The organism is Arthrobacter sp. efr-133-TYG-104, from assembly GCF_030208915.1.
Lineage (GTDB): Bacteria > Actinomycetota > Actinomycetes > Actinomycetales > Micrococcaceae > Arthrobacter.
Genome location: NZ_JARVTA010000016.1, coordinates 106,412 through 130,372 on the forward strand (window position 1 = coordinate 106,412; position 23,961 = coordinate 130,372).

The following is a 23,961-nucleotide window of genomic DNA, read 5'->3' on the forward strand; positions in this document are numbered from 1 at the left end:
TTATCGCCTCGCTGCAGAGGTAGGGCCAACCCCAAATACTGCTGGGGAGACGGAGATACCCAGTTCCGCGAAGCGGTCCATGAACCTGGGCCTGATGCCGGTGGGTAGAGCCCTGCCCAGAAAACGTCCTTGGGCGTCCAAGCCGGCAGAGTAGTCGAACAGGAAGGCGTCTTGGAGGGTGACGACGTCTCCTTCCATGCCTTGCACCTCCGTCACGTGGGTGACGCGGCGGCTCCCGTCACGCAAGCGGGTCACCTGGACGATGAGGTCGACCGCGGATGACACCTGTTCCCGAACCGCCCGGAGTGGAAGGTCCATCCCTGCCATCAGCACCAAGGTTTCCAGGCGGGAAATAGCGTCCCGGGGAGAGTTCGCGTGGACCGTTGACAGTGAACCGTCGTGGCCGGTGTTCATGGCCTGCAGCATGTCAAGGGACTCTCCGCCACGAACTTCACCCACGATGATTCGGTCCGGCCGCATGCGGAGGGAATTGCGGACCAAGTCCCGAATGGTGACCGCACCCTTGCCCTCGATGTTCGGGGGCCGGCTTTCCAGGCGCACCACGTGACGCTGCTGCAGTTGCAGCTCCACCGCGTCTTCAATGGTGACAACCCGGTCCGATTCCGGAATGAACGACGACAGCACATTGAGCAGAGTCGTCTTTCCGGTACCCGTTCCGCCCGAGACAATAATGTTCAGGCGTGCCAGAACGCATGCACTCAACAATTCCGCCATCTCTTGGCTTACCGAGCCCCACTCGATGAGGTTACGCACCGTCAGCGGGACGTGGCTGAACTTCCTGATGGTCAACGACGGTCCATTGACCGCCAGGGGCGGAATGATGGCGTTAACGCGAGAGCCGTCCTCCAGACGTGCATCAACCAGGGGTGATGATTCGTCAATGCGGCGCCCCACCTTGGATACAATGCGCTCGATGACCTTCCTCAGGTGCCCATCGGAACTGAACTGCAGATCCGTCAACGCCAAATGGCCGTGGCGCTCGACGTAAATCTGGTCAAAGCGGTTGACCATCACCTCGGTGACCGACGGATCTTCGAGCAAACGCTGCAACGGGCCGAAACCCATGACCTCATCGGCAATTTCGCGGATGAGGCGCCGGCGCTCTTCAGGGGAAAGTGGGACCTGTTCATCGTCAATAACCGCTGACAGCTCATCGACGGCAAAGGACCTGAGTTCCTCTTCCGACGACGACGAGTCGCCTATGCGGCTTCCCATCCGCTCGAACAAAGCCGAGGCGGCACGTTGCTTCAGCCCGGCCAAGGCATCCACGACCGGAGTTGTAGGGACTCCGCCGAGCATTGGGGCTTGTGGCTGTACCGGTAGGTGCGGTTGCACCGATGCCGGGGCTTCATCAGAGTTCAAGGCGTCAGGCACGGCCAAGGGATTATTTTTTGAGAGCCGTTCCGAGAGCTTCATGACACCACCACCCTCCTGTGCAGCTTGTTCTGCGGTAGGGATTCCGTGCGCGGATCAAAACGCGCAACGAGCTTTTTGAGCCCTTTGGTTGCCGAGTCACGGGTGTTTCCCTGGAGGACGGGGATGCCGCGGTTGGTAGAGAAGGGAAGGTTCCGGGAACGCGGAATGACAGCGTCCACCGGCACCCCGACCGTGGCTTCAACATCTTGTACCGTGATGCCGCTCTTTCGGTCAGCAAAGTTCAAGACCATGTGCCGGCCCTGAGGAAGGAGTTGGAGTTCCTTCAGCACGCTGAAGCTCTTCCGAAGCCCCCGAACACTGGGAACGTCCATGCCGCATACCCACACGCCGTCGGTTGCGATTTCCAACGTGGCAAGGCAGTGCTCACCAAGACCGGGAGCAGTGTCCACCACCACATATTGAAACTCTGTTGCCAACTGGTTGATCAGCCGGGTGACGTGGTCTGCCGTGATGTAGTCGGAGTCGGAGGGCTTCTGAGGTGCACACAGGGCGTAGATTCCTGCCGGGTGCACGGTGAGGAAGGCCTTGAGAACCATGGAATCCTGCGACGCCGGCCCATGCACGGCCTCGGTGATGGTGTGCTCGGGTTCAAGCAGAAGCCCGGAAGCGACATCGCCGAACTGCAGGTCAAGGTCCACGATGACCACACGCATCGGAGCTAAGGCGCCCAACCCCACTGCAAGATTCGTTGCCACCGTTGTCTTTCCCACGCCGCCCTTCGGTGACATCACGGCGATAACGCGTCCCCGCTGCTGACCTGATTCGGCGGCAGGCTGCATACCACGCCGCCTGCTGGCAGCGGCCAAGCACGCGCGTTCAAGGAGAACCCGAAGCTCGTTGACCTCGATTTCGGGCGCTACCACGTCCCTGATCCCTGAATGCATCGCCCGGAGCACGATCTCGGGGCTGGGGTCGGCCACGAGCAGCAGGCTGATCTCGGGGTATTGCAGGTCCAACACGGTAGCCAGTTTCAGTGCGTCATCGGGGTTAACCCCAGGGCCCAGGACAATGACCTCCGGCGGCGCTCCCGTCAGCTGGCTGAAGACATCCTCGGTGCCGCTTTGCAGGACGTCGGGCGAGAGGGTTTGAAGTTCGCCATGCAATGCACCGGTGATGGCCTGGCGCACGCGGCTCTCAAAATCGCGGACGGCCGTAATGGCTACGAAGCGGCTCATTTCAGCTCACCGCCCAGGTTTGTGACGGGGGGATCGCTCTTGGTTGTCTTGTCTGTCTGCTTGGATAGATACAACGTTCCAAACTCGGCGCCGAACACCATCTTCGCGGCGTTGGCGTCGCTGACAGCGAAGGTGACGTAGGCGGAACCGTTCGGCAGGGCGACCGCTTGGTCGGATGTTGCCGACTTCTTCTGTGCGTCGGGCGCTGCTTGCTGGATTGCGGTCACGATGACGTCATGATTCAGGAGCTTGGTGTATTCCTTCCACCCTTTGGCCTCGGCAGGAAGATCGGCACCTGCAGGCATGTCGCCGTCCAACTTAAAGGACGAAAAGACAGTCACGGTGTTACCTGCTTCGAGCCGGCCACCAAGAATGCGCTCAGGTGCCAAGAGAAAGGTGACTTCTTGTAAGCCGGCCGGCACAGGGACAGTTCCCGGCACCAATTCATTGGGGCTCACGAGCTTGGCGCTCAGTAGTTGCTCTCCGGGCTGCAGATCCGCGGAGACAACTTTGCCCGTCTGGCCGCTGAGTGCGCTGATAGTGCCCTGCGCTACGGCTGATTGGGGCAGTGTTTCAGTCTTGACTTTGGAACCTATTTCTTCGGCCTTGGTTCCGGCCGGTATACGTTCCTTGACGACCAGGACTGTGACGGGATTGAGCCCTTGTTGCGCCCGCTTATCGGCTCCTTGAACATAGGAAACCAACAAAACGGTACCGATTACTGCCAGTAGCAGCGCTGCAATGCCTCCCAGTAGGCGTGTTTTCACTGTGCATCTCCTTTCGGTTTTTCCTAACGTGGTGAGTAGACGTTGAGCCAACGGCTACTCGATGAGCGTGACCACCGACGCTCCGTAGTTGGGGGTGGTTCCACTGACCGTCATCCCTTCATCGAGGGACACGAATCGCTCGAAATACCCCTGTAAGCCGCGACAGTTGCCGGTGCAACCTGGCGCGGCGGGATCCAGGACCGCGCCTGAACCGCTGAACTTGTAGCCCGTGACTTTGAACGCCGCGAAACCAATCAGCGTGTAGCGGGCGTTGGACCCATTGCCGGTCGCGTTGCTGAAAAGCGGGATAAGGGCGGGCTGGTCCATGATGTGGGCGAGGACCGTATTGCAGGTGGCAGCGTTGGGGAAGTGGTTTCCCGGCTGCCCGTTGACCGTGGCATTGACTGAGATGTCGGTGGAGCATCCGGAGTTAGTCACCAGCCAGCCAAAGCCGCCCGGTTGGTAGCCGTTTTGTGCTGCGCAGCCCGGGACAGTGGGCGCGTTGGTGTCGTAGCGAAGCAGGATATGTGTAGGAATCGGGTCGCCGCTAAAGCTGCCCGTGGAGGTCAACGATGCGAGCTGCGTTGGTGAAAGATACTTCTTGAAAACACACTCGCTCGCGGTCCACGGCAAGGTTGTGGCCTTTGAAGGTGCTCCCCACGATGCTTCAGCCGTGGCCCCAACTGTGGCGCTATCGATTCCCAACGCCCGCGCAAAGAACAGTCCGAAGCCGCTCTGGCCGCTCGTGTCCTGTGAGTTGGTGACCACTTTGACAGTGGTTCCCGAGGGGAAACTAACCACGGCTCCGCTGGTGTTGTCATTGGCGTTGCTATCAGCGAACTGGGTCCCCGTGGCGGTACTGTTGCCGCAATGCCCGCCGGCACAGTCGGTGGCAATGGCCAAGGCGGCGGCATCGGCTCCGTTCTGGAGCTGCGCCTTCTCGAAGTACAAGGCCCCTACGTCCACAACCAAGGCTGCGAAACCCAGTAGCACCACCATAAGTCCGGCGACCATGATGGTGGCTGCTCCGCGCTCGTTGTCAGCCTTCCCCTCGGCGGGTAGGGCATTTTCCATGTAGCGACTTAGCCACCGCATCTCATCACCCCTACCCCGCGCATGCTGAGCGGAAAGATGCTTGGGGCCCCGAAGAACCCGGCATCCAGGAATCCGGACATGGAAGGCAATGAAACACTGGTTGTCACGGTCACATTCGAGCCAGGCGCGCAACTGCTGGCGTTGTCGCTGACAGCGACGCCGAGGCCGTTAAGTGAAGGGGCTGCGGCCAAGGCATCTGCCGAGACATTAAGGCCGCCGGATTTATAGTTGACTGCCGCATACCGGGCACCTTCTCGGGCTGCTTCCGTCAGTGAAATTTGAACATTGAGGGCACGGCCGAATTCCATGATCCCGATCAGGATCAGCAGCAGCAGAGGCAAGAGCAGTGCCATTTCCACGGCCACTGCGCCGCGTTCCTTTTTATTATTTGATGCCATGACCGTCTCCCAGAACCAAAACCATGCAACGAAAGTGCCCTTAAGCAGTTGACTGCGGCGGCAAAGGGTTGCCGCCGCAGTCAACTGACCGCGACCGGTTAGATGCGCCCGGCAACTGTGGTGAAGAGGCCTGCGATGGCTGGACCGAGGATCAGCAGCGCAGCGATCACGACGACGGCGATCAGGGAGACCATGAGGCCGTATTCAACCATGGTGGCGCCCTTCTCCTCGGAGGTGAGGCGGGACTTGACGCCGGCGATGAACGAGGTGACGGAAAGCATAAGAGCAGACATTGGAAACCCTTCCCAGAGAATTATTTAGAATTCGCGATTTGAAGTTCAAGCAAATTGTCGGAATTTGCGTGATTCTCGAATCTCCCCTTGAGCCTTTTTTGCGGTTCGAATTCGATGAGATAAGAATTCCCCACTGGGAGCCGGGTGGACAATGCGTAGCCGTACTCAAATTTTCTCTAGGGGACCGACGCTGAGTACTCGGCCCGGACGCGAGGAGTACTCAGTTTTCGGGCACGCGGAGCCGTGGACTACTTGGAAAAGAAAGGGTGCTTATGGATTTTAGGCCGGATGGCAGGGGTGCTTTTCGGCTGAAATCGTCAGTACTCGTAAGGTCAGTTCAAGAAAAGGATGACGCCCAGCGCCGCGCTCAACATGGCCGGACCATGCGCGGTTTCCCGTGTATTTCCGCGGTTTCCCACCCGTAACAGCAGCAACGTGAGTACCCCGCCCACCACGAATCCCAGCAGGCCGCCGTAGAGTACTTGCCCCCAACCCAAGTACCCCAAGTACATTCCGAGCGGGGCTGCGAGCTTCACATCACCCATGCCGAGGCTGCCCGGCGAAAAAAGTCCAAGAATCAGGTAGGAAAGGAACAATATTGCTCCGCCGGCGAGGGCCCGGAGCAGCTGAGGCCACCCCGGAGAGAGGGAAGCGGCAAGCGAAAGAAGCAGCAATCCGCCGCTTAAGAGAAACAAGACAAGGGGATTGGGCAGCAGGTGCAGGGTGAAATCGATGCGCGACAGTTGCACTCCGACAAGTGCGAGCAAGAGAAACGCGAACAGCTGAGGCGCCGAACCAAAGCGCCACGCGAGCAAGCCGAACAGCAGGCCGGTGGCGGCCGCCGTCGTGATCCGGACCTTGAGATCAGGCAGTGAGCCCAGCCTTGGGAGCGCCCGGGCGATCACGAGCTCTGTGCCCAGGCTGAGCAGTATGCCGGCCGCGGCGGAAACGAGCAGGAAGGCGGGGTTGTCGGTCATCGGCTCTCCGTTTGCTGTGATGCTCAGTCCCTTGGGCGCGTATCCAGAGGACGCGTATCCCGAGGGTAGATACCCCATTTTGACCCGGACGCCCCGTTGAAGGTATTGTTTAGAGTCGTTGTGCGTGTCCTATCTCGATCACACATGCCTCCTCGGGGATCCAGTTGCAGGATCAATAACCCAAGAGGCATTTCGAGATCCTGGGATTACTGGTACATAGAGCCCTCACCTCTGCTCCGGTAGCGCATACATAGTAGGTACACGCCTCACTGCGTGTCTCCTAAAACATGAACGCCAGAACAAGAACGAGGCAAAACCGTGCGTACGTACACCCCGAAGCCCGGCGATATCAACCGCCAGTGGCACGTCATTGACGCCACCGACGTTGTCCTTGGTCGTCTTGCCAGCCAGACCGCAACACTGCTGCGCGGAAAGCACAAGCCGACCTTTGCGTCCCACATGGACATGGGCGACTTCGTCATCATCATCAACGCTGAAAAGGTTGCCCTCACCGGCGCCAAGCTGGAGCAGAAGCGGGCATACCGCCACTCCGGTTACCCGGGCGGCCTGACCTCCGTCAACTACGCCGAGCTGTTGGAATCCAACCCGGTTCGCGCTGTTGAGAAGGCCATCAAGGGCATGCTCCCCAAGAACTCCCTCGCTGCACAGCAGTTGGGCAAGCTCAAGGTCTACCGTGGCGCTGAGCACCCCCACGCTGCACAGCAGCCGAAGACTTTCGAAATCACCCAGGTCGCCCAGTAGTCCTGGCCACCAAACAACTTTTCATTACAAGGAGAACCGTGGCTCAGAACGAAGAACTGACCGCCGAAGCCGTCGAGGCCGAGGAAACCCTCACCAGCTACACCTCTGAAAGCACATCTACTGAAGATGCGCCCAAGAAGGAGCGCCCGGCACTGACCGTTGCCGGTGCAGCTGTTGGTCGCCGCAAGGAAGCCGTTGCACGCGTTCGCGTCATCCCGGGTTCCGGCAAGTGGACCATCAACGGCCGCACGCTGGACAACTACTTCCCGAACAAGCTGCACCAGCAGGACGTCAACGAGCCCTTCAAGATCCTTGATCTCGAAGGCGCCTACGACGTCATCGCCCGTATCCACGGTGGTGGCATCTCCGGCCAGGCCGGTGCACTGCGCCTCGGTGTCGCTCGCTCGCTGAACGAGATCGACGTCGACAACAACCGCGCCACCCTGAAGAAGGCCGGTTACTTGAGCCGTGACGCCCGCGTCATCGAGCGTAAGAAGGCCGGTCTCAAGAAGGCCCGCAAGGCCCAGCAGTACTCCAAGCGTTAATTCGCTGGCACCCCTCTCGAAGGGGTTATCGAAAGCCCGTTCCGCCCTTCCGGCGGGGCGGGCTTTCGCCGTTAAGCCACCTGTTCCAGGTACGCATTGGCCATTCTGTCGGGGTGGCCGCGACACGCCCTGTCCCAGCGTTCTCCCAGCGTCGTCTAAACTTGAGCCGATGTCTAGATTATTTGGAACAGATGGCGTCCGCGGTCTCGCGAACGGATTGCTCACCGCCGAGCTGGCTATGCAGCTCGCGCAGGCCGCCGCCGTCGTACTCGGCCATGACCGCACAACCGACGGTAAGCGGCCCCGCGCCGTCGTCGCCAGGGACCCCCGGGCGAGCGGCGAATTCCTTGCCGCGGCCGTCGAAGCCGGGCTCTCCAGCTCAGGGATCGACGTCTACGACGCCGGTGTCCTGCCGACCCCCGCGGCGGCGTATCTGGTAGCTGATCTCGACGCCGACTTTGGCGTCATGCTCTCCGCCTCCCACAACCCCGCGCCGGACAACGGAATCAAGTTCTTCGCCCGGGGCGGCCAGAAGCTGCCGGACCAGGTCGAAGATGCCATCGAGGCGCAGCTCGGGAAAGAACCGCGGCGCCCCACCGGCGGCGAGGTCGGCCGCATCCAGAGGTTCTCGGACGCCGAGGACCGGTACATTGTTCATCTGCTCGGCACCCTTCCCCATCGGCTTGAGGGCTTGAAAATCGTCCTGGATTGCGCGCACGGTGCCGCGAGCGGCTGCTCGCCGCAGGTGTTCGCCGACGCCGGAGCCGAGGTAGTGGTGATTGGCGCCGAACCGGACGGCTTGAACATCAACGACGGCGTCGGGTCCACCCACTTGGGACCCCTCAAAGCCGCTGTGGTGGAGCATGGAGCCGACCTCGGCATCGCGCATGACGGCGACGCGGACCGCTGCCTGGCGGTGGACCACGAGGGCAACGATGTGGACGGGGACCAGATCATGGCGATCCTTGCGCTGGCCCTGAACGAGGCAGGGCGCCTCAAGGACAACACGCTGGTAGCCACCGTGATGAGCAACCTCGGCCTCAAGCTTGCCCTCCGGGATGCAGGCATCAGCATGCTCGAGACCGCCGTTGGCGACCGCTACGTCCTCGAGGGCATGCGCGACGCTGGCTACAACCTCGGCGGCGAACAGTCAGGCCACGTTATTTTCTCGGACTACGCCACCACGGGCGACGGCGTCCTAACGGGACTCCAGCTTGCGGCCCAGGTTGCACAAACCGGCCGCAGCCTCAAGGAATTGGCGACGGCGATGACCAAGCTTCCGCAGCTGATGATCAACGTCAAGGACGTGGACAAGGCCCGCGCCGGCACCGATGAAGGCATAGCGGCCGCTGTAGCCGCTGCTGAAGTGGAGCTGGGCGAAACGGGCCGTGTCCTTCTCCGTCCGTCCGGCACGGAAGCCCTGGTCCGGGTCATGGTGGAAGCTGCGGACATGGACACCGCCGAGCGTATCTGCACGGGGCTTGCCGCCGTCGTCAAAGAGCGCCTGGGCGCCTCAAGCGAGTTGGCGGTCTAGGCGCAGCACGCCAACAACCGTTCACGGCCCGTTCCTGGAATACCCGGGGGCGGGCCGTTCCTGTATCTGAACAGCTCTCTGTTGCTACAAGTGATCCGGTCCCTACAAGTAACCCGGCGCGGCCGGGAGGCCGAAGTATTGCTCGAGGGTTGCGATGCCGCGGGTGGCCATGGCCGTGGCGACGTCGGTCCCGACGTAGCGTAAGTGCCAGGCCTCGTAAACGTAGCCGGTGACTGCCTGCATCCCCGCGGGATAGCGGACAATGAAACCGAACTTGTACGCGTTGGCCTTGGCCCACACGGCCGCTGGTTGGTCCGCGAAGCAGGGAAGGAAGCTGCACACGCCGCCGCCGTCGCCGATGTCCATGGCCCAGCCCGTTTGGTGTTCGGAGTAGCCAGGACGGGCGGAGATGGTGTCCGCAGCTGCTTGGCCGTCGGTGTTGACGTACCCGTTATACGTGGTCACCTGGGTTGAGTACGAGCGGTAGCCGGAAGCCAAGGTCATGATGACGCCGTCGGCAGCCGCGGCGGCAAACATCTTTTCTGCGGCAGCCGCCGTCGTGCTGTTGACCATGGAGGCCTCACCGCTGATGGCGAGGCGTACCCTTGGCTGCACGAGGTCCGCCGGCGCGAACGTTGGCGGGTTGAGCGGGCGGCGCTTGTTGACCACCACCCATGGGCTGGTGGGGTCGGTGAGGGAGAATTTTGGTGTGGCCCCAGTTGGCGCAGGCGCCGGACTAGAAGGGTCGGGGCCGGGGGCGGTGCTGGTCTCCGCTGCCGGGGCAGGCTCAGTGGTCAGGACGCCCGACGGCGTTGCAGTTGCTGACAGGGTGGATGGGCCGGGCGTCGCGGTGGATGAAGGAGTCAGTGAGCCTGCGGCGGTGGGCAAGCCTGCCGCAGTGGGGGAGGGTGCGGGGCTCCCCGGGCTGCAGGCTGTCAGCGCAGTCATGCCAAGGCCGGCTGCCAAGAATCCCGTAAACGCCCGGCGGCTTGGTGCTGGGTGCGGCTGATCCACTGTCTTAGACCTTTCGCAGGAGCATGCGTCGGATGGAGTGGTCCGCGTCCTTGGTGAGGACCAACTGGGCCCGGCCCCGGGTTGGCAGGACGTTCTCCTCCAGGTTCGGCTCGTTGATCCGCTTCCAAATACCCCTGGCAGTGGACTCGGCGTCGTCGTCGGACAAGGTGGCGTAGCGGTGGAAGTAGGATTCGGGCTGCGCGAAGGCAGTGGACCGGAGCTTCCGGAACCGGTCCACGTACCATTCCTCGATGTAGGACGTTTTAGCGTCCACGTAGATGGAGAAGTCGAAGAAGTCACTGACGGCGAGGCCTTGCTTGCCGTCCATCCGTGGACGTGCCGGTGCGAGGACGTTGAGTCCTTCCACGATGAGGACATCCGGACGCCGGACCACCACCTGCTTGCCGGGCACAATGTCGTACGTGACGTGGGAGTACCACGGTGCCCTGACTTCCTCCGCGCCGCCCTTGACCTCGGAGACGAACCGGAGCAAGCCGCGCCGGTCATAGGATTCCGGGAAGCCCTTGCGTTCCAGGAGGTGTCGGCGCTTCAACTCGGCGAGGGGATAGAGGAACCCGTCGGTTGTGACGAGTTCCACGTTCGGAGTCCCTGGCCAGCGCCGCAACATTTCCCTGAGCACGCGGGCGATGGTTGATTTCCCCACGGCCACCGAGCCAGCCACGCCGATGACGAACGGGGTCCGCTGTGTTTGCTCGCCAAGGAACGTGGTGGTTGCGGCATGGAGCTGCTGGGATGCCTGGACGTAGAGGTGCAGGAGGCGGGAAAGGGGTAGGTATACCTCCCGGATTTCCTTCATGTCCAAGGGGTCGCCCAGGCCGCGGAGGCGGAAGACGTCCTCTTCATTGAGCGGCTGCTCCATTTGGGCTGCAAGCCGCGACCACGTTTGGCGGTCCAGCTCAACAAAGGGGGAAGCGCCGTCGCCATTCGCCTCACTGCGTTGCAAAGTCACTCTCATGATTCTGCCTTCAGTGGGGCGGATCAGGAAATGGGCGGCGACTGTGCGACCACGCGAAAGGGGACGGGAGGTGAATTGTTAAGGCTAGAGAGAGGATGTCCGACGTCGATTGTCCGGGCTAGCAGTTAGGCTAGTACCCATGTGTGGAATCGTAGGCTATGTTGGCAATTCGTCTCGCAAGGAAGCTGGTCACAGCGCCCTTGACGTTGTGGTGGAAGGGCTGCGTCGTCTTGAGTACCGCGGCTATGACTCCGCTGGCGTCGCTGTGGTGGCTGACGGGAGCATTTCCTCCCGCAAAAAGTCCGGCAAGCTGAGCAACCTGATTGCTGAGCTGGAAGCAGATCCGCTTCCGGAGTCGCTGACCGGTATCGGTCACACCCGTTGGGCCACGCACGGCGGCCCGACCGACCAGAACGCGCACCCGCACCTTTCCGACGGCGGACGCCTTGCGGTGATCCACAACGGCATCATCGAGAACTTCGCCGAGCTCAAGCAGGAGTTGCTGGCCAAGGGCGTCGTATTCGCCTCGGAAACCGATACTGAAGTTGCTGCCGCCCTGATCGGTGACATCTTCCGCACGGAATTCGACAGCGACGGCGCCAACCTCACGCAGGCGATGCGTCTGGCCTGCCAGCGGCTCGAGGGTGCTTTCACCCTCTTGGCCGTCCACGCCGACCAGCCCGACGTCGTTGTTGCTGCCCGCCGCAACTCCCCGCTCGTGGTGGGCCTTGGCGACGGCGAGAACTTCCTGGGCTCGGACGTCTCCGGCTTCATCGACTACACCCGCCGCGCCGTGGAATTGGGCCAGGACCAGATCGTTACCATCACCGCAGAATCCGTGGACATTACCGACTTCTTCGGCAAGCCCGCTGAGGGCAAGGAGTACCACGTTGACTGGGACCCGGCCTCGGCGGAAAAGGGTGGATTCAGCTCCTTCATGGAGAAGGAAATCCACGACCAGCCGGACGCCGTTGCCCAGACCCTCTTGGGTCGTTCGGACCTCGACGGCAAGCTGACCCTCGATGAGGTCCGCATTGACCCTGAGCTCCTCAAGCAGGTCGACAAGATCATCGTGCTCGCCTGCGGAACGGCAGCCTACGCCGGCCTCGTGGCCAAGTACGCCATTGAAAACTGGTGCCGTATTCCCACGGAGGTTGAGCTCGCCCACGAGTTCCGCTACCGCGATCCGATCGTAGACTCCAACACGCTGGTGGTTTCCATCAGCCAGTCGGGTGAGACCATGGACACGCTGATGGCCGTCCGCTACGCCCGTGAGCAGGGTGCCAAGACGATCTCCATCTGTAACACCAACGGCTCCACCATTCCGCGTGAATCCGACGCCGTGCTCTACACGCACGCCGGCCCGGAAATCGCCGTCGCCTCCACTAAGGCGTTCCTTGCGCAGATCACCGCCGCATACTTGCTCGGCCTGTACCTGGCCCAGTTGCGCGGCAACATCTTCTCCGGCCAGATCAAGGATGTCCTCGCGGACCTCTCCAAGATTCCCGCCAAGATCCAGCACATTTTGGACGGTGCGGGCCCGCTGCGCGAGCTGGCACGCAGCATGAAAGACGAAAAGTCAGTGCTGTTCCTCGGCCGCCACGTGGGCTACCCAGTAGCACTGGAAGGCGCCTTGAAGCTCAAGGAAATCGCGTACATCCACGCTGAAGGCTTCGCCGCCGGTGAGCTAAAGCACGGCCCGATTGCCCTTATCGACGACGGTCAGCCCGTTTTCGTCGTCGTTCCGTCACCTCGTGGCCGCGACTCCCTGCACTCCAAGGTGGTCAGCAACATCCAGGAAGTCCGCGCCCGTGGTGCACGCACCTTGGTCATCGCGGAAGAAGGTGACGAGTCGGTCAAGGACTACGCGGAGCACGTGTTCTACGTTCCTGAAACACCTACCCTGCTGATGCCGCTGCTCACCACGGTTCCGCTGCAGATCTTCGCAGCAGAACTGGCCGGGGCGAAGGGTTACGACGTCGACCAGCCGCGTAACCTCGCCAAGAGCGTGACCGTAGAATAACGCCATGATCGTTGGCATTGGCGTAGACGTCGTAGACATCGAGCGCTTCGGGCGGCAGCTGGAACGCACCCCCGGGCTCAGGGACCGCTTGTTCGTCCCTGCCGAGCGGGAACTTAACACCCGGTCCTTGGCTGCCCGCTTTGCAGCCAAGGAAGCCGTGGCTAAAGTACTTGGCGCGCCTGCAGGCATGAACTGGCAGGACTGCTGGATCGGCCTGGACGAGAACGGTCCCACCGTGCAGGTCAAAGGAACTGTCCTTGCCGTGGCCGAGTCACGCGGCGTCAAACGCTGGCATTTGTCCATTAGTCACGACGGCGGCATCGCCACGGCGACCGTCATCGCCGAGGGCTAGACGGACTTCATAGCTGATGATCAGCGCCTTCACCGGACAACAGATCAGGGATGCGGAACAGCCGCTCCTGGACTCCGGTGAGGGCGCTGTTCTTATGCAGCGGGCAGCGTACGGCCTCGCCCTGGCGGTGGTCCGTGAGGTGCGCCAACAGCGTCGACTGCCCGGTGCCGCCGTCGCGGTCCTCGTCGGCAGCGGAAACAACGGTGGCGACGGCCTCTTCGCGGGGGCCCTGCTGGCCCGCCGTGGAATGCGGGTCACGGCCATCCTTGCGTCCTCTAAAGTGCATTCCGAAGGGTTGGCCGCTTTCCTCGCGGCCGGAGGGCGCTCCCTTCAGCTGGGTGCCGGAAACGCTGAGGAACTTGCGGTTCTCTGCGCCGGGCACGACGCCGTCGTTGACGCGCTGCTGGGGACCGGTGCCCGGGGAGGTTTGCGGGAGGACCCTGCGGAGCTGGTTGCCTGCCTCCAGGAGCTGCGTCCCCGCCTGGTGGTGGCCTGTGACCTTCCCAGTGGGCTGGATGCGAACACCGGAGAAGTGCATTGGCCTGTTCTGGAGGCTGATGTCACCGTCACCTTCGGCGGTATCAAAGCCGGACTCATGGCCGATCCCGGGGCAGGATGCGCTGGCCGGGTCGAACTGGTCCCCATTGGTATAGAAGAATCGCTCAACTCCGCCACTCCGGAACTCCGGAGGCTCACCGCCGCTGACCTCCACCGCGTCTTGCCTAAGCCTGAGCGCCGTGCGCAGAAGTACTCCCGGGGCGTCCTGGGGGTGGTCGCGGGTTCTTCGCGGTTTGTTGGCGCTGCGGTCCTCTGCGTGCATTCCGCAGCGCTCACCGGCGCTGGAATGGTGCGCTACCTCGGGCCGGAGACCGCGGCGCGTGAAGTGCTTGGCCGCACCCCCGAAGCCCTCTGGGAAAGTGGTAGCCCGGGCCGCGTTCAGGCGTGGCTGCTGGGACCGGGAGTTGACGGGGATGAACAACTGGAGCGTGTCCGCGCGGCGCTGAAGGACGCCGGGTCCTCGGAACTTCCGGTGGTGCTCGACGCCGGCGCACTAAGTGCCTTGCCGGGCCGATGCCCCCCGCAGTGGATCCTGACACCGCACGCAGGAGAGCTGGCAACCCTCCTCGCCTCCCTCTCGGGTCCCGGTGAAGCGGCGGTGACGCGGGACGACGTCGAGTCCCGTCCGTTGCACTTCGCACGTCACGCCGCGAGGCAGACCGGGGCCACAGTCCTCCTGAAGGGTGCCACCACCCTGGTGGCCTCGCCGTCGGGCGTTGCCTTCTGCCAGTCCGAGGGGACGCCGTGGATGGCCACCGCTGGCAGCGGCGACGTACTGGCCGGGCTTTTGGGCGCCCTCCTGGTGCAATCCGTGGAATCGATCCAGGACGACGACGGCCCTTACGCCGCGTTGGGCCTCGAACACGACGATCGCTGGGCTGCCCTGGCGGCCTGCGCGGCGAGCATCCACGGCCGGGCCGGAACCGCCGCCTCCGCGGAACATGGGGGAGGACCCATCACTGCATCGGCCATCATGGCGGCGGTTCCCGGCATCATTGGTTCGCTGTGCGCGGAATACGACCACAGAAGACCCTAAGGTTACTGACTGTGTCGTTCCAGTGAGTAGGCTTGCAGCAGTTGTTCGCATCACTAGAGGAGAACGCATGGAAGTCTGGCCTGGATCGGCTTACCCGCTCGGCGCCACGTTTGATGGCACCGGCACCAACTTCGCGCTGTTCAGCGAGAAGGCCGAAAAAGTGGAGTTGTGTCTCTTCGACGACGACGGCGGGGAAGTCCGCGTGGAAGTCACTGAGGTTGACGGTTACGTGTGGCACTGTTACCTGCCGTTGGCACAGCCGGGACAGAAGTACGGGTACCGCGTCCATGGGCCGTATGACCCGGATGCAGGCCAGCGCTTCAACCCCAACAAGCTGCTGCTGGACCCTTACGCCAAGGCTATCCACCGGCAGATCGACTGGGATCCGTCGCTGTTTTCCTACAACTTGGGCGATCCTGAGTCGCGCAATGACGAGGACTCCGCAGCCCACATGATGCTGGGCGTTGTGACCAACCCGTTCTTCGACTGGGATGGTGACAAGCTCCTCAAGATTCCGTACCACAAGTCCGTGATCTACGAGGCCCACGTCAAGGGCCTCACCCAGCTGCACCCCGAGATCCCCGAGGAACAGCGCGGCACCTATGCCGGCGTGGCCCACCCCGCCGTGATTTCGCACCTGCAGAAGCTTGGTGTCACCGCCATTGAACTGATGCCTGTGCACCAATTCGTCAATGACGGAATCCTGCAGGACAAAGGCCTGAGCAACTACTGGGGCTATAACACCATCGGCTTCTTCGCCCCACACAACAGCTACAGCTCCAAGGGCGATACCGGGCAGCAGGTGCAGGACTTCAAAGCGATGGTCCGCGCGCTGCACGCTGCGGGGATCGAGGTCATCCTCGACGTCGTGTACAACCACACAGCCGAAGGTAACCACCTTGGCCCCACGCTGTCCTTCAAGGGCATCGACAACTCTGCCTACTACCGCTTGGTGGAGGACGACCAGAAGTACTACATGGACTACACCGGGACGGGTAACTCCCTGAACGTCCGCAGCCCGCATTCACTGCAGCTGTTGATGGATTCCTTGCGCTACTGGGTCACGGAAATGCACGTGGATGGCTTCCGGTTCGACCTCGCTTCCACCCTGGCCCGCGAGTTCTACGATGTGGACAAGCTCTCCACCTTCTTCGAACTTATCCAGCAGGATCCGGTGGTCTCGCAGGTGAAGCTCATCGCCGAGCCATGGGACGTTGGTCCGGGCGGATACCAGGTGGGCAACTTCCCGCCGCAGTGGACCGAGTGGAACGGCCAATACCGCGATACCGTTCGCGATTTCTGGCGCGGCGAGCCTTCCACTCTCGGTGAATTCGCATCGCGACTGACCGGCTCCGCGGACCTCTACGAACACTCGGGGCGACGGCCTGTTGCCTCCATCAACTTCGTCACCGCCCACGACGGTTTCACCCTGCATGACCTCGTCTCCTACAACGAGAAGCACAATGACGCCAACGGGGAAGACAACAATGACGGCGAATCGCACAACCGTTCATGGAACTGTGGCGTAGAAGGTCCCACCGACGACGCCACCGTCCTGGCACTGAGGGCCCGCCAGCAGCGGAACTTCATTGCCTCCCTGTTCCTGTCCCAAGGCGTGCCTATGTTGCTCCACGGCGACGAACTTGGAAGGACCCAAGGCGGCAACAACAACGGCTACTGCCAAGACTCCGAGCTGACCTGGATCCACTGGGACACCGTGGACCAGCCCCTGATCGAGTTCACGGCAGCCGTCAGCGCGCTGCGCGCAAAGCACCCCAGCCTGCGCCGCAGCCGCTTCTTCGACGGCCGCCCTGTGCTTCGCGGTGAAGGCGAGCGGCTCCCGGACATCGTATGGCTGGACGCCGACGCCAATGACATGAGCCCGTCCGATTGGGACGAGGCACTGGGCCGTGCCGTGGGCGTTTTCCTCAATGGCGATGGCATCCACGGCCTGGACACCCAGGGCCGGCGCATCACCGACGTCAACTTCCTGCTGTACTTCAACGCGGACCAGGAACAGGTCGATTTCCGGATTCCTTCGGACGAGTACGCCCCGGCATGGGATGTCATGATCGACACCGCGGGAGAAGGTGCCGAAGCCGGAGTGGTCAAGCCTGACCAAACGCTCACGGTGGCAGGCAAGTCGCTCGTGGTCCTCCGGGCCCACACAGCTCCCGAGGTGGAACCGGACCACTCCGTCGCTGCTTCCCTTGCTGCGCTTACCCAGACCAGCACGCCGGAAACGGCGTCGATCACGGCGCCGGCAGTGACGTCATTGCCCTTCGACTACAAACCCGGAGACGCTGCCCCGGCCGCCAGCCCCGCGAAGGACGGAGAATGAGGACCCCTGTATCCACGTACCGGCTCCAAATCCGGTCCGGATTCACGCTCCAGGACGCCGCCAAGCTGACCGGCTATCTCCGGTCACTTGGCGTCGACTGGGTATATCTTTCGCCCATCCTCACGGCGGAGGAGGGCTCGGATCACGGCTATGACGTCACCGACCTCTCCAGCGTGGACCCGTCCCGCGGCGGAGCGGAGGGGCTCTCCATGCTCTCCAAGGCCGCACGGGAACAGGGCCTCGGCGTCCTGGTGGACATCGTCCCCAACCACATGGGCGTGGCCACTCCGGCGCAAAACGCCTGGTGGTGGCAACTGTTGAAAGAAGGCCGTTCGTCCAAGTACGCAGAAGCGTTCGACGTCGACTGGGACTTCGGCGGCGGGAAGATCCGCATTCCTGTGCTCGGCAGTGATGAGGACATCGACCAGCTCACCTTGGTGGACAACGAACTCCATTACTACGATCACCGCTTCCCGGTGGCGGAAGGCACTGTGCAGGCCGGGGACAGCCCCCAGGATGTCCACGCGCGGCAGCACTACGCGTTGGTTGGATGGCGTCGGGCGGATGCCGAGCTGAACTACCGGCGCTTCTTCGCCGTCAACACCCTCGCTGGTGTGCGCGTGGAGGTCCCGTGGGTCTTCGACGAGGCACACCAAGAGATCGTGCGTTGGTTCGATGAGGGCCTGGTGGATGGCCTGCGGATCGACCACCCGGACGGCCTTGCGGATCCAGAGGGATACCTGGGCAGGCTCCGGAAAGCCACAGGCGGAGCCTACCTGCTGGTTGAAAAGATCCTGGAACCGGGAGAAAAGCTGCCGGAGACCTTCGACTGTGAAGGTACTACGGGCTATGACGCGCTCGCCGACGTCGACCGCTTGTTTGTGGACCCGGCCGCCGAAGAGTACCTCGACTCCCTCGATGCGCGTCTTCGGGATGCGGACGAGCCCGCGGACTACCACCTCATGATCCATGCCACCAAGCGCCGGATCGCGGATGGGATCCTGCGTTCGGAAGTCCTCCGGCTGGCCCGCCTTGTTCCAGAGGAGGCGCAGCTTCCCATGGACTCTGCTGCCGACGCGATTGCCGAGGTCATTTGCTGGTTCCCGATCTACCGGACGTATCTCCCATACGGTAAGGAAACGTTGGTGGAAGCCGTCCACCGCGCGGCAAAGCACCGGCCGGAGCTCGAGCAGGTCCTGGGAGTTCTCCAGCCTTACCTGCTTGACACCTCGGGCGAACTTGCCCGGCGTTTCCAGCAGACCTCGGGCATGGTGATGGCCAAGGGTGTGGAGGACACTGCGTTCTTCCGTTACACCCGGCTTGGGACCCTGACCGAAGTCGGGGCAGAGCCCACGGAGTTCTCGTTGTCGCCCGCCGGGTTCCATGAGCGCATGGTGCGGCGGCAAGCAGAACTGCCGCTTTCCATGACGACGCTGAGCACGCACGATACCAAGCGCAGCGAAGACACGAGGGCCCGGATCTCGGTCATTTCCGAGGCTGTCCCTGAGTGGGAGCTCTTCCTCGGCACGGCCCAGGAACTCGCCCCGATTCCGGACGGACCCCTGGCTGCCCTGGTGTGGCAGGCTATCGCCGGAGCGTGGCCTGCTGATCGCGGCAGGCTCCAGTCCTATGCGCTCAAGGCGGCACGGGAAGCCGGGAATTCCACTAACTGGACGGACCCGGACCAGGAGTTCGAACGCCACTTGGCCGCCGCCGTCGACGCCGTTTTCGACGTCCCGGAGGTAGCCGCAGCGCTGGAAAACTTCGTGGCTGAGCTGGAGCCGTACGGAACGTCCAACTCCTTGTCCGCCAAGCTCATCCAGCTGACAATGCCCGGTGTCCCCGACGTGTACCAGGGGACCGAGTTCAGGGATGGTTCATTGACTGACCCGGACAACCGGAGGCCTGTGGACTTCCAGGCGCGGATGGACGTACTGGCTGATATCGATAACGGAGCGAGGCCGGCTTACACGGAGGATGCAGCCAAACTCCTGGTGGTATCCCGTGCCCTGAGGCTGCGCCGTGACCGGCCTGAACTCTTTGGCGGTTACCGTGCGGTGGATGTCCGCGGTGAGGCAGCGGACCACCTGATCGCGTTTGATCGGGGAACCGACGGCCCAGGCGCCGTCACACTCGCCACCCGTTTGCCCAAGCAGTTGGCAGGGGACGGCGGCTGGCGGGATACGGTCATCGATCTGCCCGTCACCTTCCATAATGAACTCACCGGGGCTACGTACGGCGCCGGCGAAGTTTCCGTGGCCACTGTCTTGGAGCAGTATCCGGTGGCACTGCTTGTCCCTGCCGAGTAACGACTGACGCACCACAACTGCACTGACACTGCACTGAACTAACACTGCACTGCAACGCACGCTTGAAGACATACAGGGGATCATGATGCTGGAGCACGCTGCTGGAAAAAGCCGCTATGACGTGTGGGCGCCGAACGCCGATTCGGTCCGCCTCCTGGCTGGCGGCCAGGAATACCCCATGGAGGAACTTCACGACGACGGCGGCGCCGGCTGGTGGCGGGCGCCCGCTGACCTGGTGACAGGGGACGCCGCGGACGTCGCCTATGGCTACCTCGTGGACGGAGAAGGGCCCTTCCCGGACCCGCGTTCGCGCAGGCAGCCGGAAGGTGTCCATGGGTTGTCCGCGACGTTCGATCCCGCCGCGCATGAGTGGCAGGACGCTCAATGGAAAGGGCGCGAACTCAAGGGTTCCGTCATTTATGAGCTGCACTTGGGCACGTTCACGCCCGAAGGAACGCTGGACGCTGCTGCCGGCAAGCTGAGCTACCTCGCGGAGCTCGGCGTTGACTTCATCGAGCTGCTTCCGGTCAACGATTTCAATGGAGTCCATAACTGGGGCTACGACGGCGTCCTCTGGTACGCCGTCCATGAGCCCTACGGTGGTCCTGCGGCGTACCAGCGTTTCGTGGATGCCGCCCATGCCGCCGGGCTGGGTGTCATCCAGGATGTTGTCTATAACCACCTGGGTCCCAGCGGAAACTACCTGCCCAAATTCGGCCCGTACCTGAAGTCGGGCGAGGGCAATACCTGGGGCGACTCGGTGAACCTCGACGGGCCCGGGTCCGACGACGTCCGGCGGTACATCCTCGAGAACGCGGCGATGTGGCTCCGTGACTACCACGTGGACGGCCTCCGACTCGATGCGGTGCACGCCCTGCGGGACGAACGCGCAGTGCACATCCTCGAGGAATTCGGGGCGCTGGGGGATCTTATCGAGGCGGAGACCGGGATCCCGAGGACGCTCATCGCGGAATCGGACCTGAACAATCCTCGCCTCATCTACCCGCGCAAGGACAACGGTTATGGACTGGAGGGCCAGTGGAGCGATGACTTCCACCACGCCGTCCACGTTAACTTGAGCGGGGAGACAACGGGGTACTACTCGGACTTCGATTCACTCGCCGTGCTGGCAAAGGTCCTGGAGCATGGATTCCTGCATGATGGCAGCTATTCCAGCTTCCGCGGCCGGCATCACGGGCGCCCCATCCGCCACGATCTGGCGCACCCTTCGGCACTGGTGGTCTGCCTCCAAAACCACGACCAGATCGGCAACCGGGCCATAGGAGACAGGATTACCGCATCCCTGTCCTACGGCAGGTTGGCAGTCGGTGCTGTCCTGACCATGACGTCCCCCTTCACGCCGATGCTGTTCATGGGCGAGGAGTTCGGCGCGTCCACACCGTGGCAGTTCTTCACCTCCCACCCGGAACCGGAGCTTGGCAAAGCCACAGCCGAGGGCCGGATCAAGGAGTTCGAACGCATGGGCTGGGATCCCAATGTGGTCCCGGATCCCCAGGACCCGGAAACCTTCCTGCGCTCCAAGCTCAACTGGGCTGAAGCCGGAGAGGGTGAGCATGCGCGCTTGCTCCAGCTGTACAAGGATTTAGCACAGCTGCGCCGGAATACGCCTGAACTGGTCGAGGGAGGATTCGGGGAGACGTTCGTAGAGTTCGACGACGACGATCGCTGGCTGCAGTTCTCCCGCAGCCACGGGGGAGTGGGCAGCGTTCGCGTGGTGTGCAACTTCGGGGATGACGCCCTTGAGCTACCGCTCACCGGCACCCTGCTGTTGGCCACCGACGAAAAAGCAGTCCTCGAGGACCAGACCTTGACGCTCCCGGGTGCCAGCGCCGTCGTCGTGCGCGTATCCTAGGACGCCTTTCCAAAGAAAAACCACGACGTCGGGGTGACGGCGCCCACATTGCGGACAGCGCCGTCACCCCGCAACCGGCAGTGGCAGGATAGAACGTATGACTTATTCGGCTGCGGACGACCGCTACGAGACCATGCCCTACCGCCGCGTCGGACGCAGCGGACTCAAACTCCCTGCGATCTCGCTGGGCCTTTGGCACAACTTCGGTGATGACAAACGCTTCGATGAACAGCGCGCCATCCTGCGCCGCGCGTTCGATCTCGGCGTGAACCACTTTGACCTGGCCAACAACTACGGGCCTCCGGACGGATCTGCCGAAACGAACTTCGGCCGCCACCTGAAGGAAGACTTCAAGCCCTACCGCGATGAACTCATCATCTCCACCAAGGCCGGCTACTACATGTGGCCCGGCCCCTACGGCGAGTGGGGATCCCGGAAATACCTCATCTCCAGCCTTGACCAGTCCTTGGAGCGGATGGGCTTGGAGTACGTGGACATCTTCTACAGCCACCGCCCGGACCCCGAGACGCCGCTTGAAGAGACCATGGGCGCCCTCGACTACGCCGTCCGCTCAGGCAAGGCCCTTTACGCCGGCATCTCCTCCTACACTCCCGAACAGACGCTCGAGGCGGCCCGGATCCTGAAAGAGCTCGGAACACCCCTGCTCATCCACCAGCCCAGCTATTCCATGCTTAACCGTTGGACGGAGAATGGTTCCCCCAACCTGTACGAGGCCTTGGACCAGGTGGGCGCGGGATCCATCGCGTTCTCGCCACTGGCCCAAGGGATGCTCACCAACCGCTACCTCAACGGTATTCCTGCAGATTCCAGGGCTGCGAAGGACCGCTTCCTGTCCGAATCCCAGTTGACGGAGGAAAAGCTGGACCGCGTGCGCGGCCTCAAGGCCATCGCTGAGGGCCGTGGCCAGACCCTGGCACAGATGGCCATTGCCTGGATCCTTCGTGACCAGCCCAAGGGTTCCCCGGTGACCTCCGCCCTGGTTGGTGCCTCCAGCGTGGCACAACTGGAGGACACTCTCAGCGCCATCAACAACCTTGCTTTCACCACGGATGAGCTGACCGCGATCGATGAGTTTGCCGTCGAATCTGATATCAACCTCTGGGCACAGAAGTAGCAGGAGGCTGCAGAGTCGAACATCGGGGGCCGGTGGCCAACGTGGCGGGAACAAAACCTGCCCCCGATGTGTTCGATACAATGCAAGGTGTGCGCCAAGTGGCGCCGTGCCCATTCGTCGCGTTCCGAAACCATTTGGAACGGCGCGAGGCACCTGAGGTTTAGTCTCAAAAGGAGTTCCGTGTCTTCACATCCGATTCGTGTTGCCATTGTCGGCGTAGGTAACTGCGCTGCATCGCTGGTCCAAGGTGTTCAGTACTACCGTGACGCCGACCCTACGGCCACGATCCCGGGTCTGATGCACGTTGAGTTCGGTCAGTACCACGTCAATGACGTCCAGTTCGTTGCTGCCTTCGACGTCGATAGCAAAAAGGTGGGCTTGGACCTTGCGGACGCCATCGGCGCCAGCGAAAACAACACCATCAAGATCGCCGACGTTCCTTCCACCGGCGTAACTGTCCAGCGCGGCCACACCTTGGATGGCTTGGGCAAGTACTATCGCGAAACCATCGTCGAAGCTCCCGAGGAAAACGTCGACATCGTTGCGGCCCTTCGTGAAGCGAAAGCCGATGTCATGGTGTGCTACCTGCCGGTGGGTTCCGAACAGGCCGCAAAGTTCTACGCACAGTGTGCCATTGACGCCGGCGTGGCTTTCGTCAACGCCCTGCCCGTATTTATCGCCGGAACCAAGGAATGGGCTGACAAGTTCACCGAAGCCGGCATTCCGATCGTGGGAGATGACATCAAGAGCCAGATCGGTGCCACCATCACGCACCGCGTCATGGCCAAGCTCTTCGAAGACCGCGGCGTCACGCTGGATCGCACCTACCAGCTCAACGTCGGCGGCAACATGGACTTCAAGAACATGCTTGAGCGGGACCGCCTCGAGTCCAAGAAGATTTCCAAGACGCAGGCCGTGACCTCCAACGTCGAGGCCGTACTGCATGCTGACGATGTCCACATCGGACCGTCCGATTACGTTGCGTGGCTTGATGACCGCAAGTGGGCCTTCGTCCGCCTCGAGGGCCGCAACTTCGGCGACGCCCCCGTGTCCCTGGAGTACAAGCTCGAAGTGTGGGACTCACCGAACTCTGCGGGTGTGATCATCGATGCCATCCGTGCAGCGAAGATCGGCCTGGACCGCGGCATCGGCGGCCCGCTGCTCTCGGCTTCCAGCTACTTCATGAAGTCCCCGCCGGAGCAGTTCAACGATGACATCGCCCGCGAAAAGGTCGAGGCCTTTATCCGCGGCGACATCGAACGCTAAAACCGAATAGCTTCTGCAGGCGCCCTTCCACCCAAGGTGGGAGGGCGCCTGCCGTTTGCTACGCTGCTGGGCGG

The 23,961-nt window shown here is 62.4% G+C and carries 20 protein-coding genes; 11 read left to right on the forward strand and 9 right to left on the reverse strand.

Going from position 1 to position 23,961, the window contains the following annotated elements; all coding sequences use genetic code 11:
- The 7 genes from QRN04_RS12725 to QRN04_RS12755 all read right to left on the reverse strand — a co-directional run bounded on the left by QRN04_RS12725 (window position 1) and on the right by QRN04_RS12755 (window position 6,163).
- Window positions 1-1,437, reverse strand: coding sequence for a TadA family conjugal transfer-associated ATPase (locus tag QRN04_RS12725; RefSeq protein ID WP_284976390.1), 1,437 nt, complete (start codon window positions 1,435-1,437; stop codon window positions 1-3).
- On the reverse strand, window positions 1,434-2,633 hold the full coding sequence (locus tag QRN04_RS12730; RefSeq protein ID WP_284976391.1) for a CpaE/TadZ family protein: 1,200 nt from the start codon (window positions 2,631-2,633) through the stop codon (window positions 1,434-1,436). Before QRN04_RS12730 ends, QRN04_RS12725 begins: the two co-directional genes overlap by 4 nt.
- Window positions 2,630-3,400: a Flp pilus assembly protein CpaB gene (cpaB, locus tag QRN04_RS12735; RefSeq protein WP_284976392.1), complete on the reverse strand. Its 771-nt coding sequence runs from the start codon at window positions 3,398-3,400 to the stop codon at window positions 2,630-2,632. The genes QRN04_RS12730 and cpaB overlap by 4 nt, the downstream gene beginning before the upstream one ends.
- A 54-nt stretch (window positions 3,401-3,454) precedes the next feature.
- Entirely contained in the window at window positions 3,455-4,474 is a 1,020-nt protein-coding gene (locus QRN04_RS12740; protein WP_284976393.1) for a pilus assembly protein TadG-related protein, read from the reverse strand.
- A gap of 8 nt (window positions 4,475-4,482) precedes the next feature.
- Entirely contained in the window at window positions 4,483-4,893 is a 411-nt protein-coding gene (locus QRN04_RS12745) for a TadE/TadG family type IV pilus assembly protein (RefSeq protein WP_284976394.1), read from the reverse strand.
- A gap of 98 nt (window positions 4,894-4,991) precedes the next feature.
- Window positions 4,992-5,186, reverse strand: a complete 195-nt coding sequence (locus QRN04_RS12750) for a Flp family type IVb pilin (RefSeq protein ID WP_284976395.1) — start codon at window positions 5,184-5,186, stop codon at window positions 4,992-4,994.
- Window positions 5,187-5,518: 332 nt separating this feature from the next.
- Window positions 5,519-6,163 carry a prepilin peptidase gene (locus tag QRN04_RS12755; protein WP_284976396.1) on the reverse strand — a complete coding sequence of 215 codons (645 nt, stop codon included), beginning with the start codon at window positions 6,161-6,163 and terminating at the stop codon, window positions 5,519-5,521.
- A gap of 318 nt (window positions 6,164-6,481) precedes the next feature.
- On the opposite strand from QRN04_RS12755, the gene rplM reads away from it, so the two are divergent.
- The 3 genes from rplM (at window position 6,482) to glmM (ending at window position 9,004) form a co-directional block, all read left to right on the forward strand.
- Window positions 6,482-6,925 (forward strand): 50S ribosomal protein L13, encoded by a 444-nt coding sequence (gene rplM / locus QRN04_RS12760; RefSeq protein WP_024817563.1) that lies wholly within the window; start codon window positions 6,482-6,484, stop codon window positions 6,923-6,925.
- A 38-nt stretch (window positions 6,926-6,963) separates the two neighbouring features.
- Complete coding sequence (rpsI, locus tag QRN04_RS12765; protein ID WP_284976397.1) at window positions 6,964-7,470, forward strand: 30S ribosomal protein S9; 507 nt, start codon at window positions 6,964-6,966, stop codon at window positions 7,468-7,470.
- 169 nt (window positions 7,471-7,639) lie between these two features.
- Complete coding sequence (gene glmM, locus QRN04_RS12770) at window positions 7,640-9,004, forward strand: phosphoglucosamine mutase (protein ID WP_284976398.1); 1,365 nt, start codon at window positions 7,640-7,642, stop codon at window positions 9,002-9,004.
- Between the two features lie 102 nt (window positions 9,005-9,106).
- Here glmM and QRN04_RS12775 read toward each other — a convergent pair whose 3' ends face one another.
- Window positions 9,107-9,952, reverse strand: a complete 846-nt coding sequence (locus tag QRN04_RS12775) for a M15 family metallopeptidase (protein WP_284976447.1) — start codon at window positions 9,950-9,952, stop codon at window positions 9,107-9,109.
- A 70-nt stretch (window positions 9,953-10,022) separates the two neighbouring features.
- Window positions 10,023-10,994 carry a type I pantothenate kinase gene (coaA, locus tag QRN04_RS12780; RefSeq protein ID WP_284976399.1) on the reverse strand — a complete coding sequence of 324 codons (972 nt, stop codon included), beginning with the start codon at window positions 10,992-10,994 and terminating at the stop codon, window positions 10,023-10,025.
- A 139-nt stretch (window positions 10,995-11,133) separates the two neighbouring features.
- Here coaA and glmS point away from each other — a divergent pair, with 139 nt between their 5' ends.
- From glmS to QRN04_RS12820, 8 genes are all read left to right on the forward strand, one after another.
- Window positions 11,134-13,017: a glutamine--fructose-6-phosphate transaminase (isomerizing) gene (gene glmS, locus QRN04_RS12785; RefSeq protein ID WP_284976400.1), complete on the forward strand. Its 1,884-nt coding sequence runs from the start codon at window positions 11,134-11,136 to the stop codon at window positions 13,015-13,017.
- 4 nt (window positions 13,018-13,021) lie between these two features.
- Complete coding sequence (locus QRN04_RS12790; protein ID WP_284976401.1) at window positions 13,022-13,369, forward strand: holo-ACP synthase; 348 nt, start codon at window positions 13,022-13,024, stop codon at window positions 13,367-13,369.
- Between the two features lie 16 nt (window positions 13,370-13,385).
- Complete coding sequence (locus QRN04_RS12795; RefSeq protein ID WP_284976402.1) at window positions 13,386-14,963, forward strand: NAD(P)H-hydrate epimerase; 1,578 nt, start codon at window positions 13,386-13,388, stop codon at window positions 14,961-14,963.
- A gap of 67 nt (window positions 14,964-15,030) precedes the next feature.
- Complete coding sequence (glgX, locus tag QRN04_RS12800) at window positions 15,031-17,304, forward strand: glycogen debranching protein GlgX (RefSeq protein WP_284976403.1); 2,274 nt, start codon at window positions 15,031-15,033, stop codon at window positions 17,302-17,304.
- Complete coding sequence (gene treY, locus QRN04_RS12805; protein ID WP_284976404.1) at window positions 17,301-19,613, forward strand: malto-oligosyltrehalose synthase; 2,313 nt, start codon at window positions 17,301-17,303, stop codon at window positions 19,611-19,613. The genes glgX and treY overlap by 4 nt, the downstream gene beginning before the upstream one ends.
- 85 nt (window positions 19,614-19,698) lie before the next feature.
- On the forward strand, window positions 19,699-21,486 hold the full coding sequence (treZ, locus tag QRN04_RS12810) for a malto-oligosyltrehalose trehalohydrolase (protein WP_284976448.1): 1,788 nt from the start codon (window positions 19,699-19,701) through the stop codon (window positions 21,484-21,486).
- A 97-nt stretch (window positions 21,487-21,583) separates the two neighbouring features.
- Window positions 21,584-22,621 carry an L-glyceraldehyde 3-phosphate reductase gene (mgrA, locus tag QRN04_RS12815; RefSeq protein ID WP_284976405.1) on the forward strand — a complete coding sequence of 346 codons (1,038 nt, stop codon included), beginning with the start codon at window positions 21,584-21,586 and terminating at the stop codon, window positions 22,619-22,621.
- Window positions 22,622-22,801: 180 nt separating this feature from the next.
- On the forward strand, window positions 22,802-23,887 hold the full coding sequence (locus QRN04_RS12820) for an inositol-3-phosphate synthase (RefSeq protein WP_284976406.1): 1,086 nt from the start codon (window positions 22,802-22,804) through the stop codon (window positions 23,885-23,887).
- Window positions 23,888-23,961 lie beyond the last annotated feature (74 nt).

What these genes read in the sequence shown, in the direction of transcription:
- QRN04_RS12725 (WP_284976390.1), bottom strand. Translation starts at nt 1,437, where the DNA reads ATGAAGCTCTCGGAACGGCTCTCAAAAAATAATCCCTTGGCCGTGCCT.
- QRN04_RS12730 (WP_284976391.1), bottom strand. Translation starts at nt 2,633, where the DNA reads ATGAGCCGCTTCGTAGCCATTACGGCCGTCCGCGATTTTGAGAGCCGC.
- QRN04_RS12740 (WP_284976393.1), bottom strand. Translation starts at nt 4,474, where the DNA reads ATGGAAAATGCCCTACCCGCCGAGGGGAAGGCTGACAACGAGCGCGGA.
- QRN04_RS12745 (WP_284976394.1), bottom strand. Translation starts at nt 4,893, where the DNA reads ATGGCATCAAATAATAAAAAGGAACGCGGCGCAGTGGCCGTGGAAATG.
- QRN04_RS12750 (WP_284976395.1), bottom strand. Translation starts at nt 5,186, where the DNA reads ATGTCTGCTCTTATGCTTTCCGTCACCTCGTTCATCGCCGGCGTCAAG.
- QRN04_RS12755 (WP_284976396.1), bottom strand. Translation starts at nt 6,163, where the DNA reads ATGACCGACAACCCCGCCTTCCTGCTCGTTTCCGCCGCGGCCGGCATA.
- glmM (WP_284976398.1), top strand. Translation starts at nt 7,640, where the DNA reads ATGTCTAGATTATTTGGAACAGATGGCGTCCGCGGTCTCGCGAACGGA.
- QRN04_RS12775 (WP_284976447.1), bottom strand. Translation starts at nt 9,952, where the DNA reads ATGACTGCGCTGACAGCCTGCAGCCCGGGGAGCCCCGCACCCTCCCCC.
- coaA (WP_284976399.1), bottom strand. Translation starts at nt 10,994, where the DNA reads ATGAGAGTGACTTTGCAACGCAGTGAGGCGAATGGCGACGGCGCTTCC.
- glmS (WP_284976400.1), top strand. Translation starts at nt 11,134, where the DNA reads ATGTGTGGAATCGTAGGCTATGTTGGCAATTCGTCTCGCAAGGAAGCT.
- QRN04_RS12790 (WP_284976401.1), top strand. Translation starts at nt 13,022, where the DNA reads ATGATCGTTGGCATTGGCGTAGACGTCGTAGACATCGAGCGCTTCGGG.
- QRN04_RS12795 (WP_284976402.1), top strand. Translation starts at nt 13,386, where the DNA reads ATGATCAGCGCCTTCACCGGACAACAGATCAGGGATGCGGAACAGCCG.
- glgX (WP_284976403.1), top strand. Translation starts at nt 15,031, where the DNA reads ATGGAAGTCTGGCCTGGATCGGCTTACCCGCTCGGCGCCACGTTTGAT.
- treY (WP_284976404.1), top strand. Translation starts at nt 17,301, where the DNA reads ATGAGGACCCCTGTATCCACGTACCGGCTCCAAATCCGGTCCGGATTC.
- treZ (WP_284976448.1), top strand. Translation starts at nt 19,699, where the DNA reads ATGCTGGAGCACGCTGCTGGAAAAAGCCGCTATGACGTGTGGGCGCCG.
- mgrA (WP_284976405.1), top strand. Translation starts at nt 21,584, where the DNA reads ATGACTTATTCGGCTGCGGACGACCGCTACGAGACCATGCCCTACCGC.